Here is a 16,788-nt window from a genome sequence, read left to right as displayed (position 1 = left end):
ACCGGCGGTGCCGCCGGCCCCGAGGCCGCGCCCGCCGAGGCTGCCGGCGCCAGCGCTGCCGCGGCCGGAGCCCACACCGCCGACACCGCCCGCACCGTCGAACCCGCTCCCGCGGCGGGTGCCCGCGCTGCCGGGTGCGCCGTCACCGGTGCCCGCTCCGCCGGGGTTTCGGCCGCCGACCCCGCTGCCGCCGATGCCGGCCGGGCTGGTGCCCGCGCCGCCGCCGGGCCCGGTCGGGACGGTGCCCACCGTGGCGGCGCCGACGGAGCCGGGTCCGCTGCCGTTCCCACCGCCGCCGGAGCCGCTGCCGCCCGTCGACCCGCCGCCGGTGCCACCGGTCTGCTGCTGGGTGATGCCGCTGCCCTGGTCGAGGTAGCTCGCTCCTACGCCGGGTCCCTGGGCCGCCCCGACGAAGCCCGCGCTGCCGGTGCTGGCACCCGCGCCACCGACCTGCCCCGGGATGTCGGGTCCACCGCCCACCCCGGGGGGCTGGGTGGTGGGCGCCGCGACGCCGCTGTTGATGGTCGGAGGGGCCGCGAACTGGGGCATGTAGGAGACGTTGGACGCCGAGTTGCCCGCGTAGGAGGTGGCGACGGCCTGGTTGTGGGCGGTCTGGGCGGCGCGCTCGGCCATCTTGGTGTCGTAGTCGTCGCCGCCGAGCGCCCCGCCAATGAGAGGAACGTAGGCCTGCCATGGCTTGTCCGGCTCGGAGGCGACGGGGACGACCGACGACGATGCCGTGCCGAAGTCGCCCGACTGCATCGTCACCGCGCTCTTGGCCATGGCAGCGGCGGTCGAGGCGTTGTCCGCCCACGTGGCCATGGGCGCCACCGCGGCCTGCATGGCGTCAGCCGACTCGCCCGACCACACGGCGCCCGCGTCGCTGAGGACCTTCTGCACCGACTCACGGACCTGGGCCAGCTGGGTCTGGATCTGCCCCCAGGACTCGGCGAGGGGGTCGGTGCTGGACGCGGGCCGGGGGCCCTCGGTGAACCACCGGTAGATCGTCTCGCCGTCCACGCCGGTGACGCGGATGTCGGAGCAGCCTGGTGTCGTCATCGTCCGTCCTCTCTGTCGTCAGCCGGCAAGCTTCGTGATGACCTGGGTCGCGATCTCGGACGCCTTGCCGCAGGGGTCGCTCGACTCGGCAGTACCGAACGAAGGGATGTAGTCCACGCCCAGCAGCTGGGTGTCGTTGACTCCCACGCTGAGGCTGCAGTCGGTGTCACCGGGTATTGCCTGGGCGTTGACCGCGGGGTACCCGTCCACCGTCAACGGGGTGAAGACGGCGAAGCTCGAGCGACGCTGGTACGCGCCTTCGATCCCACCGGTCTGGTTGTTGACGCGGATGGTGAGGCGGGGACCGGAAGGCTGGGAGGCTTGCCACGCACATTCGGGCCCGAGCCCGAGCTTGCCGGTCGGGCTCGAGACGCCTGGGCCCGCGAGCCCCAAGGCGCTGAGCGCGCTGGTGTCCAGCACGCTGCAGGGGTTGGCCTCGGCTGCGGCGAGGTTGACCTGCGGCGCCGTGATAGCGGGCGCCAGTCGAGTGGTCGGAGCGGCTGCCGTGCTCGGGGTAGCAGTTCCCGACGCCGTTGACGTGCACGCCGCCGCGCCCATGACCAGGAGCGAAGCCGTGACGGCCTGCGCCGCACTGATGGCCCTCACGAGCCCGTCGACCCGAGGGACGAGCTCGTCGCCTGTTCTTGCGCCTGGGTCGACTTGAGCAGCTTCTCGAGGTTGCCGATGGTCTGCTTGATGCTGTCCACGTAGGCCATGTGCGCCTGGATGTATGCGTTGCTCCCGCCCGACATCGTGTTGGCGAAGTTCGTCATCGCGTCCGCGCTGTACGGGTCCCGTCCCGGGGGCTGCAGCATGATCGATTGCCCGGCGGTCTCGCGGATGACGTCGAGGTCGTTCAGCGCCGTCCTGAGGCCGTTGATCAGGCCGGGGATCTTGTCCGGCTCGATGCGGAACGCACCACCGCCGAGCTGCTCGGGTGGCGCATCGGGCGTGCAGAACGGGATGCCCCCGCCTCCGCCGTCTGCCGTCAACATTCTCGCGTCCCTCCTCCGATCACAGGCCCATCAGTGTCTCAGACGCGCGCGGTGGCGTCAGGGTTCCGACCATGTCCGTCGCTATCAGACCCGGCCAGGCGGTGACGCGTAGTCATAGTCACTGTCACTACCGCGGCGGGCCGGCGTCCAGGTCGGCCGTCTCCCGAGAGCTGCGCGACGACAGCAGCGCCGTCATGGGCGACGTGGCTGCTCCGCGGGGATCGGTGACGACTCGGGTCCCAGTCCGATTCCCGCGCTGAACCGCTGTCGCCACGGCCCAGGGCGGTCGCGCGGCCTAGCCGGTCGACGCAGACCGCGGCCCAGCTCAGCCAGGTCGGCGCGCGTCGGACGGACCCGGTGGTCAGCTGAAGGCGGAGCTGGGCACGTCGCGCTCGTCGCCGGTGAGTGCGGCGACGATGCGGTCGGCCACCGCGTCGGGGTCGGCCCCGTTCGGCATGGACGGCGCCTCGCCGGCGATGGCGCGGTCGGCCAGACCCGTGTCGGTGTGCGGCGGGCGGATGTCGAGCACGCGGATCTTGTTGCGCCGCGCCTCCTTGGCCACGGCGACGTACAGCGCGGACGCGGCGGCCTTGACCGCGGAGTAGGTGGCCATGTTCCCGACGGGCTGCTCGGCGAGCACGGCGCTGATCCCGGCGATCACCCCGCCCTGCTCGACGACGGGCAGCGCCGCACGCAGCACCCGCAGCGGGCCGAGGAAGTCGACGAGGACGAGGTCGTCCACGGTGTCGTCGTCGATGTCGGCGAGCGGGCCGAACGCGGCGATGCCGGAGGCCACGACCACGCCGTCGATGCGGCCGTGCTGCTCGCGGGCGGCGTCGATGACGGCCTGCCCCGCGTCCGGCCGGCGCAGGTCCGCGGCCACGGTGTGCGCGCCGTCGGGCAACGAGCCGGTGTCGCGGGCGGTGAGGGTGAGGGTCGCGCCCGCGTCGGCCAGCCGGGACGCGATGCGCGAGCCCAGCGCCCCAGAGGCGCCGACGACGACGAAGACCTTGTCCGAGAGATCAGCCATGCCCCCATCGTCCCGGGTTCGGGGGCATCGGCCAGTCGAGGTTCGCGCCGTCTCGCCGGGAGTCCGTGCCGAGCTCCGTCCCGACCTGCGCCGGTCCTCAGTCCGGCGGCCGCCACCGTCGGGCGGCGTCGCGCTCCTCGACGGTGACGTAGTGGCCCAGGGTGTTGAGCACGACCGCGAGGAGGTGCCCGACGACGAACGGTGCGCCGAGGACGGCGATGGGGCCGAGCCCGATGCCGGCCGCGCCCTGGCGGGAGCGGGGTGCACCGAGGGGCCGTGAGGGCCCGGCCCAGTAGGCGCGCCGCCAGCGGTACGCGCTCACCAGGCTGGCGCTGACCCCGAGGACGAGCACGACGACCACCACGACGCGCGCAGTGGGCCCGGCGGCCTCGAGCACCCCCGTGACCACGGCGACGGCGACGAACACGGCGAACGCAGCAAGCAGGGTGAAGCCGACGGTGATGAGGACGCGCCGGACGCGGTAGGCCGCGCCGCGGCGGTACCAGGTGGTCCCGAGCAGGGGGATCGACGGCGGCTCGCCGTGGTGCGGCGGGGCGGGGGTCCGGCTCATCCGAACACCGAGTGCCACGCCCCGGTGGCCAGGTCCTTGAGGTCACCGCCGGTGTTGCTGAGCACGTCCCCGCTGCCGTGCAGGATCCCGGCGATCACGCCGTGGTCGTGCACGTCCTCCGACCAGTGCTCGTGGAACGCCTCGTAGGCCACCTCCAGGAGGGCTGAGCCGACCGTCGCCCCTCCGCGGCACCGGCCTGCTCGGTCTACTCTCACACGCCCCCCGTTCGGTCGGAGGAGACGCTAGCGACGCCGGCCCGGATGCGACGGCGGTCCGCGGCGTTCGTCCGGAACACGGCCGATGTCGGGTCGGTGTCGGACCTCGGGTGCAGGGTGCGGGCGTGGTGGGTGATCCGGGCGCGGTGGTGACGTCGACCGACGCGAGCGAACCTGATCGGGTGCGGCCGGAGGCCGTCCTGGCCCGGAAGATGTCGACGCTGCGGCGTCGGGACACCGCGCCCGAGCTGGCGCTGCGCCGCGAGCTGCACGGCCGGGGCCTGCGCTACCGGCTGCAGGTGAAGGCCCCCGGCAACCGTCGGCGGACCATCGACATCTGCTTCCGCCGGCGCAAGGTCGCGGTATCCGTCGACGGGTGCTTCTGGCACGGCTGCCCGGTGCACCACCACCGGCCGCGGGCCAACGCGACGTGGTGGGACTGGAAGATCGCTAGCAACCGGGCCCGCGACGCCGACTGCACCCGGGCGCTCGAGGCACAGGGGTGGACGGTGGTGCGGGTGTGGGAGCACGAGGACCCCGTTGCGGCGGCGGATCGCGTGTGCGCTGCGCTGGGCAGCTTGAGATGACGAGGCAGGCGTGCGGACCTCGCGGGTGCGAGCACCAGCTACGACGTCAACCGCCAGGGCGGTGCGACGAGCGCACGCGCGAAGGCCCGCTCGAAGTTGCGCTGCTGACCGCTGCTGGGGAAGGGGATTCTCTCCTGCACGACGGGGAGTCCGGCGCTGAGCAGTGCGTTGTTCGCGACATCGAAGACGGTGGTTTTGATGAGGATGACGCGGTCAGGACGTAACGCTCGAGCCCGCTCGACGAGGCCAGGCACGCAACCGGCCAGTCCCTGCTCGCTCACCGGGTCTTCGCAGGCGTCGATGAGGAAGTACCCGCGGTCCCGGAGCATCCGGAGGTGTCGGGCTTTGTCGTGCGGCGTGCGCGACGGTTTCGCACCGAACACCCCCAGGGCGACGTACTGGAACAGCCAGTCGTTGGTGGGGACGTCCTCGTAGTAGAAGTAGCGGTCAGGTGCGGCAGGTGGGGCCTCGGCGACCAGCAGGCACGAGACTGAGAGCGGCCGGTAACGCTCCGCTGCGAGGGCGCGCCGGTGCCGGGACTGCTCAGACATGGTCGAAACCGTCCCCGCCGACGCCCAGTGCCGCAACCTCCGTGCCACGCATCATCCGGCGACGACGGAGCCGCTCTGCAGCACGTCCACCGGCATCGGCCGGGCCAGCCGCCACGTGATCGCGATCGGCCGCTCGCCCTGGTGCTCGACGTAGGTCGCCGGACCGAGGCAGAGGAACGGGGTCACCCCTAGGTCGTCGGTGGGCCGGTCCCGGACGAACAGCAGCGTGGTCGCCGAGCTGTCGAGGTATCGCCGGCCCGCGGTGGACGACGTCGACGTGGCGTTCTGCGACTCCCAGTGGAAGAGGTCCCGGGAGATCGGGTAGTCGCGGTACATCGTGGTGGGGCTGAACCCGCTGCCCTCCTTGTGCAGGTTGATCATCAGCGCGTCGATCTGCTCGGCCTCGGAGTACGCGACGCCGGTGATGTTGCCCCGCGCGCTGCGGTCCCACGACGCCCAGCTGATGCCGGCCAGCAGCTCTTCGCGTCGGTAGGTGGCGTGCGAGAGCAGCGGCAGGTGGGCCAGGGCCGGGCTCAGTGCGCGGGGCACGTGCTGCACCCGGTCGAGGGCGACATCGAGCAGCTGCCCGACCTCGTCGGCCACCGCTGGGTGCTCGCGCAGCGTGGCCAAGCCCGCCGCGTACGAGGCGTGGTCGCCCTTGTTCGGCCACAGCAGGAAGAACAGCATGCGGGCGAGGTGCTGCTCGCGGGGCTCGAGGTCGTCGTAGTCCGGGGCGTCGGGGGAGAACATCCGGCGGTAGAGCGCGGCCCGCTCCGCGTCGTCGACGTGGGCCAGCGCGGACATGCGACGCAGCAGGGCTTCCTCGCCCGCCCCGGCCGGGGTGCTCGTCGTGCCGGCCGCCCGACGGAGCGCCGTCCAGCTGCTCGCGCGGTAGACGTCGCTGAGCTCGCGGCCTGACTCGTCGAGGAAGCGCCCCAGGGTGACGTCGCCGGCCGCGGTGAGGTCGCGGATGACCTCCTTGCGGGCACCGAGGTTCATCGACCCGCGCACGCTGTCGAGCACGGTCTGGCTTGCCACCCGGTCGAGGACGATCCGGGAGCCGCTGGGCAGGAACGGGAACCCTGCCTCCACCTGCGTCTCGAGTTCCTTGCGGGTGCCGCCGGTCAGCGCGCGGAGCTTGAGGTCGAAGCGGAACTCGCGCCGCTGCTGGCCGATGAAATCGAGGACGGTGAGCACGGCCTTGCCGCGGGTACGCCGCAGCCCCCGGCCGAGCTGCTGGAGGAACACCGTTGCGCTCTGGGTGGGGCGCAGCAGCAGGAGGGTGTCGACGTCGGGGATGTCCAGACCCTCGTTGAACAGGTCGACGGCGAACAGGCAGCGGGCGTCCCCGGCGCGCAGGGAGGCGAAGGCGGCGGCACGGTCGTCCCGGGAGGACTCCCCGGAGACAGCCAGCGACGGCAACCCGGCCTCGGTGAACACCCGCGCCATGTACTGGGCGTGGGCCACGGAGACGCAGAAGCCCAGCGCACGGATGGTGGACGGGTCGTTGACGGTGTCGCGCAGAGCGTTGAGGACGATGCGGGCGCGGGCGTCGTTGCCGGTGTAGACGTTCGACAGGCCCGCCAGGTCGTAGGCGCCGCGGGTCCACTCGATCGTGGAGAGGTCGGTGCCATCGGCGACGCCGTAGTAGTGGAACGGGCACAGCAGGTCCTGGTCGAGCGCGTCCCACAGCCGGAGCTCGTAGGCGACGCGGTTGTCGAAGAACTGGCTGACGTTGACGCCGTCGGAGCGCTCGGGGGTGGCGGTGAGGCCGAGCAGCTCGCGCGGCTGCAGATGCTCGAGGAGGTGGCGGTAGGTGGGGGCTTCGGCGTGGTGGAACTCGTCGATGACGACGACCTCAAACTGATCGGGGTCGAGTCCGTCGAGCATCGTCCGGTTCAGGCCCTGCACGCTGGCGAAGACGTGGCGCCACCGGGTGGGCCGGAGCCCGTCGACGAAGAGCTCGCCGAAGGCACCGTCGCCGAGCACCTCCCGGTAGGTACGCAGGCTCTGCTCGAGGATCTCCTTGCGGTGCGCCACGAACAGCAGGCTCGGCTGGTAACCGGACTGCTCGCACAACGCGGCGTAGTCCAGGGCGGCGACGACGGTCTTGCCCGTGCCGGTGGCGGCGACGAGCAGGTTGCGGTGCCGGTCGTGGACTTCGCGCTCCACGGCCAAGGCCTCGAGCATCTGCTCTTGGTGCGGGTACGGCCGCACCTGCAGCCCCGAGGTGGACAGGACCGACTGGATCGGTGTGCTGGAGCCCGCGTCGGCGAGGGCGGCGTCGAGGCGCTCCGCGTCGGCATCGGGGTCGTAGGGGGTGAACGCGGGGTCGTTCCAGTAGGTGTCGAAGGCCGCGGTGAACTGGCGGACCAGGGTGGGGGTGGCGACGGAGGAGATGCGGACGTTCCACTCGAGGCCGTCGACCATGGCGGCCTGGGAGAGGTTGGAGCTGCCGACGTAGCCGGTGTCGAAGCTGCTGCTGCGGTGGAACAACCACGCCTTGGCGTGCAGCCGGGTGGAGCGCGAGTTGTAGCTGATCTTGACCTCGGCGCCGAGGTCCCGGACGAGCTGGTCGATCGCGCGCCGCTCGGTGGCGCCCATGTAGGTGGTGGTGATGACGCGGAACGGGATGCCGCGCTCGCGGAGCTCGACGAGCTGGTCGCGGATGATGCGGATGCCGCTGAACTTGATGAACGCGCACAGCAGGTCGACCCGGTCTGCGCTCCCGATCTCAGAGGCGATCTCTGCGCCGACGCCCGGAGTTCCTTGCGCGTTAGTCAATAAGGCGGTTTCGGAGAGCTTGGTCTGCGGAACCGGAATTTCTCGAAGGCGGGCGGCGCCGGGGGCGACCCGCTCGGTCAAGGTGATGAGCTGCTCAAGGGCAATCACGATGTCGGGGTGAGCGCTGGCGGAAGCGAGGACGGCGTTGACCAGCTTGAGGCGCTCCTCGGACTTGACGTCGGCCAGCGCGCTGCGGAGCGCCTCGGCGATGTGGCGCGCAAGGACGTCGGGAGCGTCGTCTGCCGCCACGCCGACGAAGATCGGGGTATACGGCGTCCGTGCAATGTGGGCGTCAAGCGAGGTGGTGCGGAGCGCCTCATAGGCGCCAGTCGTCAGGTCCTGAACCATGTATGTCAGCTGATCACGATATTCTCCCGTCCGCCGGCGTTTCGGTCAGCCGAGCGGGGTCGATGGGGCCGCGATACGAGCGGTGTGGGTGTGACTCGACGAAGTGGAGGGTCCACGGTGACTTTTGCGACGACGTTGGTAGCGATTCTCGCCGGTGTAGGCGCGCTGCTCTTTAACGGGGTCCAGTTGCTTAGGCAGGTGCGCGCTGATGAGCGTAATCGGGAGGTCGAACTGGAGGGCGTGGCCCTGACCTGGAAGGCGCTCGACGTTCCCCGCGAACCAAGAAGCGATTCTTGGTCAGTCGCAGAGCATATTTTTACTCTGCACAATCCGAGCCGACTGCCGATTACCTCAATATGCATCACGGTCTCGGCCCCCTGTGACATCAAGCGTTTTCACTACGATGGCTCCGCCGAACAAGTTGCTCGCGAACTTGAACTGACAGATCATGTGCTCGCAGGCGGCGAGACTCGTGAATGGAAGAGAAAAATCGGAGTCCAGTGGCCGGATCGAGATATGATGCGAAATCTCGGAGCCGAAGTGACGTTCTACTCGTTATACTATAATGAGCAACGCACTACCAGTTGGGGAACTAGTCGACGCGAAGGACCTTAACTGCAGTTCAAGATTAGTTCTCTTAGTCGAGAATTGGTCTCCGCGTCTATCGAGAAAAGTACCGTTCCGGCCATTCCTCGTGTCAGCAGCACTTTGTAGACGTGACGCACCAACTGGTCGAACTGCACGTCGGTCACCTTGGTGCGGTTGCGCATGTCGGGGTCGCGGTTGGCGTCGCGGACCGTCGTGAAGCCACCGTCGCGCCACACCAGGTCGGGGCCGAGGATGACCCCGCTCCAGTCATACTCGAACCCTTGGGCCGTGTAGATGCAGCCGACCTGGCCGAACCCGCCCTCGTTGGTCGCCCACAAGGCGGACGGCGGTGCCTCACCGACCGCGCGATCGCCCTTGAGGTTCCAGGGCCGTGCCCACCCACCGATCTCGACGTCCGGCACCAGCGTGCCGTCGTCGCGGGGGTCGCTCCACGGCCAGCAGTACCCGGCGGACATTCGCGCTGAGTAGCCCTCGTCGAGCCGCGCCTGCAGGAGGGCCTCCATCTCCTCCGGGCTGTCCGCCACTGTGACCGCGAAGGCGGGGTCGCCCCGCCACGGGCCCGGTTCACCATCGATCAGACCTAGCAGGCGCTGCACCCACAGCACATACTCCTCGCTGCCGCCGCAACGGAACTGCTCGCCGAGGTGTACGTGCTCGACCTCGAGGTGCAGTGACTCGGCGTAGCGGGTGATCTGGTCGAGCGACCCCATCTCGCCCGGCCGCACCACCTGGTGCTCGTCGAGGAGGAACACCGGTACTCGCGCAGCGGAGATCAGCTCGTCGATCTGAGGACGGTCGGTTCGCAGCGCTGCCTTCGTGTACCGGTCGACCGAGGTCTGCCGGATTCGGTGTGCCTCGTCGAGCACCAGCACGTCGAGGTCGTTCGCCTCCGCGGTCATGAACTGGTTGAAGTACTTAAACATCTTCTGCACGCGCGGAGCCCGTGCACCGGCCACCTTGCGAAGCGTCTGCGTGAACGACCTCGAGCCCGTGGCGTGGAGGACGGATCGCCCCTGCCTGGCCAGGTCCCCGAGCAGGGAGAGTGCGATGACGCTCTTGCCGCTGCCCGGCCCGCCCGTCACGACGATGACTCGCTTGGTGTTGGCGCGACGGGACTGCTCGACCTGGTGCATCACGAGGTCGACCGCGAGCTGCTGGTTGCCGACGAGTCGGAACTGCTCGCGGTCGCGCACCTCGCTCGCGGCCACCTTGAGCAGCTGCTTGGACGGTGCGACCGCGGAGTTGATGAGCCTGTCGGCCGCGACGCGTCCGCCGCCGTGCGTCGACAGGCGGGACTGGAGGAACCCGATCAGCTCGCCACGGTCGGCGCCGGTGTACAGCCGCCCGGTCGTCGACACGGGGTACCGGCGGAGATCAGCGACGGAGGCCCGGTCGGTGGCGTTGTGGAGGTAGGCGACGCCGGCGAGGGCGTCCGGCTGGTCGGCGAGAACGCGGGTGAAGTCGGCGAGGTAGTCGCAGTAGCCCTGCACTTGGGCCACCGGGTGCAGCTTCGGCCCACCCGGCATGCCGGGCACGTCGACGAGCTCGGCGGACCCCTCGAACGACCGGGCCGTTGACCACTGCTTGAGTTCGACCACCACGTAGGACGCCTCACCGGTGACGGGGTGGGTCCCGGCGAGCACCACGTCCGCTCGTTGAGAAGTCAGCGGGAGGTGGTACTCCACGAGCATCTCGACGTCGCGCAGCCCGGCGTCGACGAGGTCCCGGGCGAGCACGGGCAGGCTGCGACCCCAGGACGTCTGTTCTGACGGGCTCGCCCGCCGGCCCGTCCGGATCAGCATCTGCTCCAGCAGCTGCTCGACGAGCGAGTCAGGGCTGGCCATGCCGACGATGCTCGTCGGTGAGGTGCGCAGCAGCGTCACGAATGTGTCCCCCGGGCAGCACGAACAGAGTCGTGCGGGTGGGGGCGTGTCCGATGCTCACGTGCTCAGCGGGGGAAGCCGGTCGGGCCGCAGCGCCGACGTTAGCCGCCTGCGGCCGTGGACGTGGGACCCGACGGGGCGAATGAGCAAAGCCCGGGTAACTACTTGCCCCAGGGAACAGATAGGTTGCGGCTGGTTCGGTAGATCGCGGCGCCAGCAACGGGGGCATCGCCGCAGCGACGCATCAGGGGTGGGTACGGCATGGGTGTGTTCCTCAGCTTCGCAGGCTTGGTCGCCTTCCTGGTGGCGGTCTGGGGTGTCGTCAGAGGCCGGGTCGGATGGGCTCGCGTAGGCAGTCGTCGTGGTTCGGTTGCTCTGCTCGTCGTGGCCTTTGTCCTCATGGGTGTTGGTGGACAGCTCTCTCCGCAGACTGCGGCTGTCGAAGCGTCCGAGACGCCCGTCCCGGAGAGCACGGCACGTGCCGAGTCGACGTCTGCGGTTCCGACCACTACTCCTGCCACCACGACGACGGCGTTGACCACGACGGCGAAGTCCCCGGCGCAGCTGTGCGCTGAGAAGCCGTGGCCGTTACGAGCACCGGCCGTTGGCGGGTGGGATCTGGACCAGGCGCGCACCGGCCCGCTGAGCTGCTTCGCGCTCGCCGTGGCGACGGCCCCCGACGGCCATGACGTCCTGGTCGACGCTGCCGGCACGACCGCGCAGTGGCGCATCGTGAGCCAGATTCCCGCAGCGGGAGCACAGGTCGCGGCTGGCGAGAAGGTCCGCCTGACCGTGGCCTCGCGCCTCAGCACCCCGCTCCCGTCCTCCGTGGTGGCTGCTAGCCCGGAGCCGGCCCCGGTCGTCTCTCCCGCGCCGGTCTACGTCCCGGCACCTATGCCGGCACCCGCCCCGGCTCCGGAGCCGGCCCCGCAGTACGCAGGGAGCGGTGGCAGCTCCGACGGCGGTGGGTACTCCGGTTCCTGTGGCGACGGCGGGTACATCAACTCGCGCGGCAACTGCGTCTCCAGCCCAGTGGTCGCTGACACGGCGCCTGCAGGCGCGTCGGCGCAGTGCCAGGACGGCAGCTACAGCTTCAGTCAGTCGCGCCGTGGCACCTGCTCGGGGCACGGCGGTGTGGCGCAGTGGCTGTAGAGGCTTGCCTCGCGGCGACTACCCGGAGTTGCGACGCCGCTTGAACTCGATGGGGCCCTTGTTCATCTCGAACGTTCCATCGGGGTGCAGGACAGGACGTCGTTCGCTGCTGGCTTTGCTGTAGGTCTCCACGTGCTCGATTGACACCTCTAAGTCTGCGGTCAGGTCGATTCTCGCGATGGCGACCCAGTAGGCGAACGAGTTCTTGTGGAACAGTCCGGATGACACGGTGCTTCCGGCATGGTCTGTCACTTCTGCGTACGCGCCGAAGCTCTTGAAAGAGCCGAACCCGTTCTTGAGCGCTGAGTACGCGCAGATGAGGACGTACCGGACCTGGTCGGGTCGCGAGATCTCGATCGTCTCCTGTCCGGCGCGCTTCGAGTCGCCGCTGACCAGGCAGATGTACGGCGACGACGTGAGGGAACCCTGATTCTTGTAGTAGCAGACCCCTTGCTCACCGTTGCGGTCGACGTACAACGCGTACAGGTCGAGGTCCTTGTTCTTCGTCCATCTCAGGTGCGCGGTGATGGTCGACGTGGTCTTGGCGAACGAGACCTTCTCCGACTTTCGCAGCTCGACAGTTCCGAGCGGCGGCTTGGACAAGTCCACGACGCCGAGCGCTGGGGTAGGCGCCGGGGCAGCCGTGGCCTCCTCGTCGACCGTGACTCCGAACTCGGTTGCCACGCCGCCCAGACCGGAAGCCCAGCCCTGGCCGACGGCTCGGAACTTCCAGTCCTCGCCGCGCCTGTAGAGCTCGCCCATGAGAACCGCCGTCTCTGAGCCGAGCTGGTCGGCAGTGAACTGCATCAGCTCAGCTCCGCTCGCCGCGTCGCTCACCACCAGAGTGGTCGTTCCGAGCTGGCCGAACGGCCGCCCGTCGGCCGACGCGAGGAGGACGATGCGGTCGACCGTCGTTGGGACACGGTTCAAGGCGGCGATCAAGATTCCACCGTCGAAGGACACTGCTCCAGACGGGTGGCACGGTTGGTTGTAGAAGACCATGTCCTCGTCGCCCCCGACACGACCCGAGCTGTTCAGCAGAAGGGCCGAGACGTCGAGCGGGTTGCCGCTCGAGGTCGACATCGCCAGCCGAAGGCTCAGCGATGCTGTTGCCGAGTTTGCGCCCTTGCTCATTGAGATCACCCCGCAACATTCCACTGCGACAACTCGCTGTGGGCGGGTTCGGCTAGATGCGACCGCCCACCCGAGTGAGGTGACCTTGTCCGCAACGACCGGTTTGCGAGAACAGACCCGGTGATGCCAGACGGGATGTGACACTCCGCCGGTGAAGTTTCCCCGAGTCGCTGTCCTCGTCCTCATCGCCTCGATTGCCGCAGGGTGCGGCACGTCTGACGACCAGGTCGATGCATCACCAACGTCGATCGTGCCGGCCAGTGGATCGTCGACGACCACGGAGTCGACCCCAACCACGACGACCCCGACGCCGACGACACGTGCCGCGACGATGACCCCGCAGCCGACCACGACGACGCAACCCACCCCCGCACCGCCCGTCTTCAGCACCGGGATGGTTCGAGCTCGCGGAGTCTCGAAGGAGAACAAGGGTGGCCAGTCCAACGTCCGCTTCGTTGCAGAGAGCAGGGACGCGCAGGAGCTGGAGCAGCTCGCCCTGGCGTGCGTGGCCGAATTCGTGAAGCAGACCAAAGCTGCCTTTTGCTACGCCTACGGGACTCAGGCCGACTACGACGTCACGGAGCCCGACTGGACCCCCGAGTTTGACGAGTCGGAGTACGGCGGGTCGCGACCGTGCTGGGTCGCCTACGCGGGCCAGGCCTTGGCAGATTCATCGCCTTCGGTCGTCGTGCCGCCCAGCCCAGTGGGTTACGAGGTCAGCGGCTGTCCTGGTGGCGTTCAGTTCAGGTAGCAGTGGCGGTCCTACCCGCATCTGACCAGCCCCAAGTCCTGGTCTTGGTGGTGTGCATCGCGGGCCGTATTGACTCGTTCGGGGCCCCGCCGTCGTGCGGGTCACCGTGGTCGACGCCGCCGAGGCTGCTCGCCGCACCGCCGACCCGGTGGTGGTGCAGGAGGCGCTGTTCCAGCAGGTGCAGACCGACAAGCGACGCACCAGCCGGCTGCTGGCCCACGGCCGCACCGCCGAGGCGGCGGACCTGCTGCGCTCGACGTCGTACCTGCTCAGCGCCGCCCCGGGGCTGCGCCAAGACCCGCACCGGCAGCCGCCGCCGCTGAGCCCCACGGCCGGTCGGGCAGCGTCCGTGGTCACCACGACCACGGACGCTGCCCGATCGCAGCGGCGGATCGATCAAGGTGGCGCAGCGTGGCGCCCGGAAGTCGGCTCGACGAGGCCTGCAGGAGCCCAACCGCGGTCCAAGACATCGGCGACCCGGCCGAGGTAGCCGCGTGTGTGTCGCTCCCAATGCGCCCGCGCCAGCGGGTTCCACCGCATCCCGGCCGGCAGGTACATCTCGACGGCCAGCGTGAGCAGGCATCCCGTCGGCTGCTCCTGGACGCTGTGGAAGGTCCGGGTGGTCGAGTCCGGCGTGGGCAGGAGGGTCCGCGTGACGGCTTGCTGGAACGGGATCTCGTGCAGGACCTCCAGCACCGAGTAGGTCCCGTCGCGGTGCAGGAAGCACTGTTGCTCCCCGGTGCCGTCGGGCGTCCCCGGAATACGAAACCCGAGCATGACGTCCGGGTCAGTGAGCTTTCCGTTCTCGGCGGGCTTGATCAGGGACCAGACGTGCTCGACCGAGTACGGGAGCAGCAGCGACTCGCACTCGCGGGCCGCGGTGGACCACGACGGAGCAGGCTCCGCGGGGACCTCACGACGCCAGAAACCCACTGTCTGTCCCCCCGCCGTACTCGCCCTGAACGGGCTGACGGCCGACGATCACACGCGCCTCGGGCGCCGTTCAAGACCCCGAACGTGTGTCGTCGACGGGCCCTGGGTGGTGCCGCTCCCGGTGCGGGCCGGCCCTCATCACGTGCCGGCGCTAGCTGTCGACGCCGCAGTCGGAGCTGCGCCGGCGATGTGGGCGACGAGCTGCGGGAGTTGCTGCCCGAGGGCGGTGTCGGACGGCCGTGCCGGCTCAGTCACCGGTGCTCGTCCCGTCACCAGGGCTGGGCAGACCGGCCGCCCGTAGCTGTGCGGCCGGGGTCCACGCAGGGGGTGGCTGCGCGATGCGGACCGGGCGCCACGGCATCCCCGCCGCGATCCACCGCTGCCGCCACCCGGCGTAGGAGAAGTGCTGGTCGTCGTCGGTGTAGCCGGGTTCGAACCCGCACGACGGGCAGATGTCGTAGGAGGCCCACCGTGAGCATCCCGGGGTGGCTCGTCGAGCGCGGAGAGGTGGCGGGAGCCGGTCGCCATGTCCGCGGCGTACCGGTCGAACGCGTCGAACGCACCGCGGACGTCACCGCCGAAACCCTCGTCGAGGCGGGCCGGTGTGCCGCCGAGCAGGACGTGCTCCTCAGCGGTGTCGAGGAACGCGGACGACAGGTCGGGCTCGGCCAGCACGACGTCGACCATGATGTGCTCCTCCGCGCGCCACGCGTCGAACTCGTGCGGCTGCAGCGTCACCGCTTCGCGGGGCCAGGAGGCGATGGTCCAGCCGTCGAGCGGCTCGCACGTGCAGGCCACCAGCTCGGGGTGACCGCGGGTGAAGGCCTGGACCACCGACGACACCGCGTCGTGGGCGATCTCCCCGACGGGCACCGGTGCCCACCCCTGGGCGGTCACCCAGGCGTCGTCGAAGCGCGTGAAGTGCGGGACCGTTGTGCGCCGGATGGTCGTGACCGCCCGTTCGGGAGCCTGCTCCACGTCCGCCCCCGTCCCCTAGCTCTTGTCCTGCACGTTCGCGTTCAGCAGGTCGGCGTAGAAGTCGCGCACCCCCAGCTCGCGCCCCAGGGCGCGGATGGTGTCAAGCCCCTCCCGGGACACCGGCACGTCGTACTCGAAGGCCTGCTCGCACATCACCTCGAACGCGAGGACCCACTCGCCGCCGTCCAACATCGACTCGACTGACCCGACGTCGGTCGGTGAGAGACCGGGCACGAGCGCCATCGCAGCGCGGACCGCGCCTTCCGACCGGGACATCGACGGGTCCGTGGCCATCCCGTGCTCCGGCTTGCCGGCTCTCTGCGTGCTGAGCTCGTCGTCACTCATGGCGCCTCTCCGGGGCTGCGGGCAGGACCGGGGATGGGGACCTCCCGCGTCCGCACGTCTCCGTCCGGCTCGGCCCGGAGGTTGTCCACGTTCACGTAGTAGACCCGCCGCTCGCTGTCCGCGGGACTGCCGAACTCGTACTGGCTCGTGTCGAGGAGAAGCTCCGCGGTGGCACCGTGGTCGATCAGCTCGGGCTCGTCCTGCCACCGGCCACCCCACACCTGGATGCGGTGGGACTCGAGCAGCGAGACGAGGGCGCGGGCAACGTCGTCTGCTCGCCCGGATCGGTGGAGGAGCCCGACGGTCTCGACAGCGTGCAGCGTCTCCGGCAGCGCGATGAGATCCTCCATCCCCAGGTCGAGCAAGGCCTGCTCGAGATCGGTCACGTGATTCATCCTGCGGCCCGTCCGTGCAGCCCCGCGCAGATCCAGCCCGCGTACCACGCGTCGACGCCCAGCTCGCGGCCCAGCCGCTCGATGTAGTCGACTCCGACCTCGCTCACGGGGACGTCGTACTCGTCGATCTGGGTGCACACGACCTCGAAGGCGAGCTCCCACTCACCGCCTTGCATCATCATGTCGACCGAACCGACGTCACTCGGTGACAACCCAGGGGCGTAGGAGAGTGCTCGGTAGATCGCGATCTCCATCGGAGCGGTGGGACGGTAGCCGCCGCCGACCGGGTCCGTTCCTGCCACGATTCCTCGCCTCCAGGCTGAACAACGACTCCGGTCTCGTACCGCGTCACCAGGGCCGCTTTCCTCGAGGGGGGAGCGGAGACCGATCAGCGCAACACATGCTCAAGTCCAGTCAGGCGCGGTAGGCATCGCGTTGTTTCGTCGACCGACCCGGTTTGCCGTGCCG

General features: G+C 69.7%; 19 protein-coding genes. 4 read left to right on the top strand and 15 right to left on the bottom strand.

All coding sequences use genetic code 11. The annotated features are described in order from the left end of the window. The 6 genes from ACYVOF_RS18155 to ACYVOF_RS18130 form a co-directional block, all read right to left on the bottom strand. The coding region (locus tag ACYVOF_RS18155) for a PPE domain-containing protein (RefSeq protein WP_460868964.1) at window positions 1–1,059 on the bottom strand (1,059 nt) is incomplete at its 3' end. Between the two features lie 18 nt (window positions 1,060–1,077). Further along, window positions 1,078–1,617, bottom strand: coding sequence for a DUF3558 domain-containing protein (locus ACYVOF_RS18150; protein WP_460868991.1), 540 nt, complete (start codon window positions 1,615–1,617; stop codon window positions 1,078–1,080). 44 nt (window positions 1,618–1,661) lie between these two features. Continuing rightward, window positions 1,662–2,054 carry a hypothetical protein gene (locus ACYVOF_RS18145; protein WP_460868962.1) on the bottom strand — a complete coding sequence of 131 codons (393 nt, stop codon included), beginning with the start codon at window positions 2,052–2,054 and terminating at the stop codon, window positions 1,662–1,664. Window positions 2,055–2,415: 361 nt separating this feature from the next. Continuing rightward, window positions 2,416–3,084 (bottom strand): SDR family NAD(P)-dependent oxidoreductase, encoded by a 669-nt coding sequence (locus tag ACYVOF_RS18140; protein ID WP_460868960.1) that lies wholly within the window; start codon window positions 3,082–3,084, stop codon window positions 2,416–2,418. A 97-nt stretch (window positions 3,085–3,181) separates the two neighbouring features. Further along, the gene (locus tag ACYVOF_RS18135; protein WP_460868958.1) at window positions 3,182–3,655 is read right to left on the bottom strand and encodes a hypothetical protein; all 474 of its coding nucleotides are present in this window, start codon (window positions 3,653–3,655) and stop codon (window positions 3,182–3,184) included. Next, window positions 3,652–3,807, bottom strand: coding sequence for a hypothetical protein (locus tag ACYVOF_RS18130; protein WP_460868956.1), 156 nt, complete (start codon window positions 3,805–3,807; stop codon window positions 3,652–3,654). The genes ACYVOF_RS18135 and ACYVOF_RS18130 overlap by 4 nt, the downstream gene beginning before the upstream one ends. Window positions 3,808–4,052: 245 nt before the next feature. On the opposite strand from ACYVOF_RS18130, the gene ACYVOF_RS18125 reads away from it, so the two are divergent. Next, window positions 4,053–4,457: a very short patch repair endonuclease gene (locus ACYVOF_RS18125; protein WP_460868989.1), complete on the top strand. Its 405-nt coding sequence runs from the start codon at window positions 4,053–4,055 to the stop codon at window positions 4,455–4,457. Between the two features lie 38 nt (window positions 4,458–4,495). Here the strand turns inward: ACYVOF_RS18125 and ACYVOF_RS18120 are convergent, their stop codons facing one another. Both ACYVOF_RS18120 and ACYVOF_RS18115 read right to left on the bottom strand, forming a co-directional pair. Continuing rightward, window positions 4,496–5,008: a hypothetical protein gene (locus ACYVOF_RS18120; protein WP_460868954.1), complete on the bottom strand. Its 513-nt coding sequence runs from the start codon at window positions 5,006–5,008 to the stop codon at window positions 4,496–4,498. Between the two features lie 51 nt (window positions 5,009–5,059). Next, window positions 5,060–8,140: a DUF3427 domain-containing protein gene (locus ACYVOF_RS18115; RefSeq protein ID WP_460868953.1), complete on the bottom strand. Its 3,081-nt coding sequence runs from the start codon at window positions 8,138–8,140 to the stop codon at window positions 5,060–5,062. 117 nt (window positions 8,141–8,257) lie between these two features. Here ACYVOF_RS18115 and ACYVOF_RS18110 point away from each other — a divergent pair, with 117 nt between their 5' ends. Continuing rightward, complete coding sequence (locus ACYVOF_RS18110) at window positions 8,258–8,755, top strand: hypothetical protein (RefSeq protein WP_460868951.1); 498 nt, start codon at window positions 8,258–8,260, stop codon at window positions 8,753–8,755. On the opposite strand, the gene ACYVOF_RS18105 is transcribed toward ACYVOF_RS18110, so the two are convergent. Beyond that, complete coding sequence (locus ACYVOF_RS18105; protein ID WP_460868949.1) at window positions 8,752–10,632, bottom strand: DNA/RNA helicase domain-containing protein; 1,881 nt, start codon at window positions 10,630–10,632, stop codon at window positions 8,752–8,754. The genes ACYVOF_RS18110 and ACYVOF_RS18105 overlap by 4 nt on opposite strands. Before the next feature lie 261 nt (window positions 10,633–10,893). Here ACYVOF_RS18105 and ACYVOF_RS18100 point away from each other — a divergent pair, with 261 nt between their 5' ends. After that, window positions 10,894–11,784: a DUF3761 domain-containing protein gene (locus tag ACYVOF_RS18100; protein ID WP_460868947.1), complete on the top strand. Its 891-nt coding sequence runs from the start codon at window positions 10,894–10,896 to the stop codon at window positions 11,782–11,784. 18 nt (window positions 11,785–11,802) lie between these two features. On the opposite strand, the gene ACYVOF_RS18095 is transcribed toward ACYVOF_RS18100, so the two are convergent. Beyond that, the gene (locus ACYVOF_RS18095; protein ID WP_460868945.1) at window positions 11,803–12,918 is read right to left on the bottom strand and encodes a TerD family protein; all 1,116 of its coding nucleotides are present in this window, start codon (window positions 12,916–12,918) and stop codon (window positions 11,803–11,805) included. Between the two features lie 151 nt (window positions 12,919–13,069). Here ACYVOF_RS18095 and ACYVOF_RS18090 point away from each other — a divergent pair, with 151 nt between their 5' ends. After that, entirely contained in the window at window positions 13,070–13,669 is a 600-nt protein-coding gene (locus ACYVOF_RS18090; RefSeq protein ID WP_460868943.1) for a hypothetical protein, read from the top strand. Window positions 13,670–14,065: 396 nt separating this feature from the next. Here ACYVOF_RS18090 and ACYVOF_RS18085 read toward each other — a convergent pair whose 3' ends face one another. From ACYVOF_RS18085 to ACYVOF_RS18065, 5 genes are all read right to left on the bottom strand, one after another. Next, the gene (locus ACYVOF_RS18085) at window positions 14,066–14,602 is read right to left on the bottom strand and encodes a hypothetical protein (RefSeq protein WP_460868942.1); all 537 of its coding nucleotides are present in this window, start codon (window positions 14,600–14,602) and stop codon (window positions 14,066–14,068) included. Between the two features lie 138 nt (window positions 14,603–14,740). Then, a complete protein-coding gene (locus tag ACYVOF_RS18080) occupies window positions 14,741–15,580 on the bottom strand; it encodes a hypothetical protein (RefSeq protein WP_460868940.1) in 840 nt (279 codons plus the stop codon). A gap of 15 nt (window positions 15,581–15,595) precedes the next feature. After that, a complete protein-coding gene (locus ACYVOF_RS18075; RefSeq protein ID WP_460868938.1) occupies window positions 15,596–15,925 on the bottom strand; it encodes a MafI family immunity protein in 330 nt (109 codons plus the stop codon). Further along, window positions 15,922–16,311 carry a hypothetical protein gene (locus tag ACYVOF_RS18070; protein ID WP_460868937.1) on the bottom strand — a complete coding sequence of 130 codons (390 nt, stop codon included), beginning with the start codon at window positions 16,309–16,311 and terminating at the stop codon, window positions 15,922–15,924. Before ACYVOF_RS18070 ends, ACYVOF_RS18075 begins: the two co-directional genes overlap by 4 nt. A 5-nt stretch (window positions 16,312–16,316) precedes the next feature. Beyond that, entirely contained in the window at window positions 16,317–16,622 is a 306-nt protein-coding gene (locus tag ACYVOF_RS18065; RefSeq protein ID WP_460868935.1) for a MafI family immunity protein, read from the bottom strand. Window positions 16,623–16,788: the final 166 nt, after the last annotated feature.

It is taken from the genome of Rhodococcus aerolatus (assembly GCF_054783215.1).
The sequence above is the reverse complement of the archived record's forward strand: the minus strand, read 5'-3'. Positions and strand labels throughout refer to the sequence as shown.

Bases quoted from the DNA above. Each gene is read 5' to 3' on its own strand.
- ACYVOF_RS18150 (WP_460868991.1), bottom strand. From the start codon at position 1,617: ATGGGCGCGGCGGCGTGCACGTCAACGGCGTCGGGAACTGCTACCCCG.
- ACYVOF_RS18145 (WP_460868962.1), bottom strand. From the start codon at position 2,054: ATGTTGACGGCAGACGGCGGAGGCGGGGGCATCCCGTTCTGCACGCCC.
- ACYVOF_RS18140 (WP_460868960.1), bottom strand. From the start codon at position 3,084: ATGGCTGATCTCTCGGACAAGGTCTTCGTCGTCGTCGGCGCCTCTGGG.
- ACYVOF_RS18135 (WP_460868958.1), bottom strand. From the start codon at position 3,655: ATGAGCCGGACCCCCGCCCCGCCGCACCACGGCGAGCCGCCGTCGATC.
- ACYVOF_RS18120 (WP_460868954.1), bottom strand. From the start codon at position 5,008: ATGTCTGAGCAGTCCCGGCACCGGCGCGCCCTCGCAGCGGAGCGTTAC.
- ACYVOF_RS18115 (WP_460868953.1), bottom strand. From the start codon at position 8,140: ATGGTTCAGGACCTGACGACTGGCGCCTATGAGGCGCTCCGCACCACC.
- ACYVOF_RS18100 (WP_460868947.1), top strand. From the start codon at position 10,894: ATGGGTGTGTTCCTCAGCTTCGCAGGCTTGGTCGCCTTCCTGGTGGCG.
- ACYVOF_RS18095 (WP_460868945.1), bottom strand. From the start codon at position 12,918: ATGAGCAAGGGCGCAAACTCGGCAACAGCATCGCTGAGCCTTCGGCTG.
- ACYVOF_RS18075 (WP_460868938.1), bottom strand. From the start codon at position 15,925: ATGAGTGACGACGAGCTCAGCACGCAGAGAGCCGGCAAGCCGGAGCAC.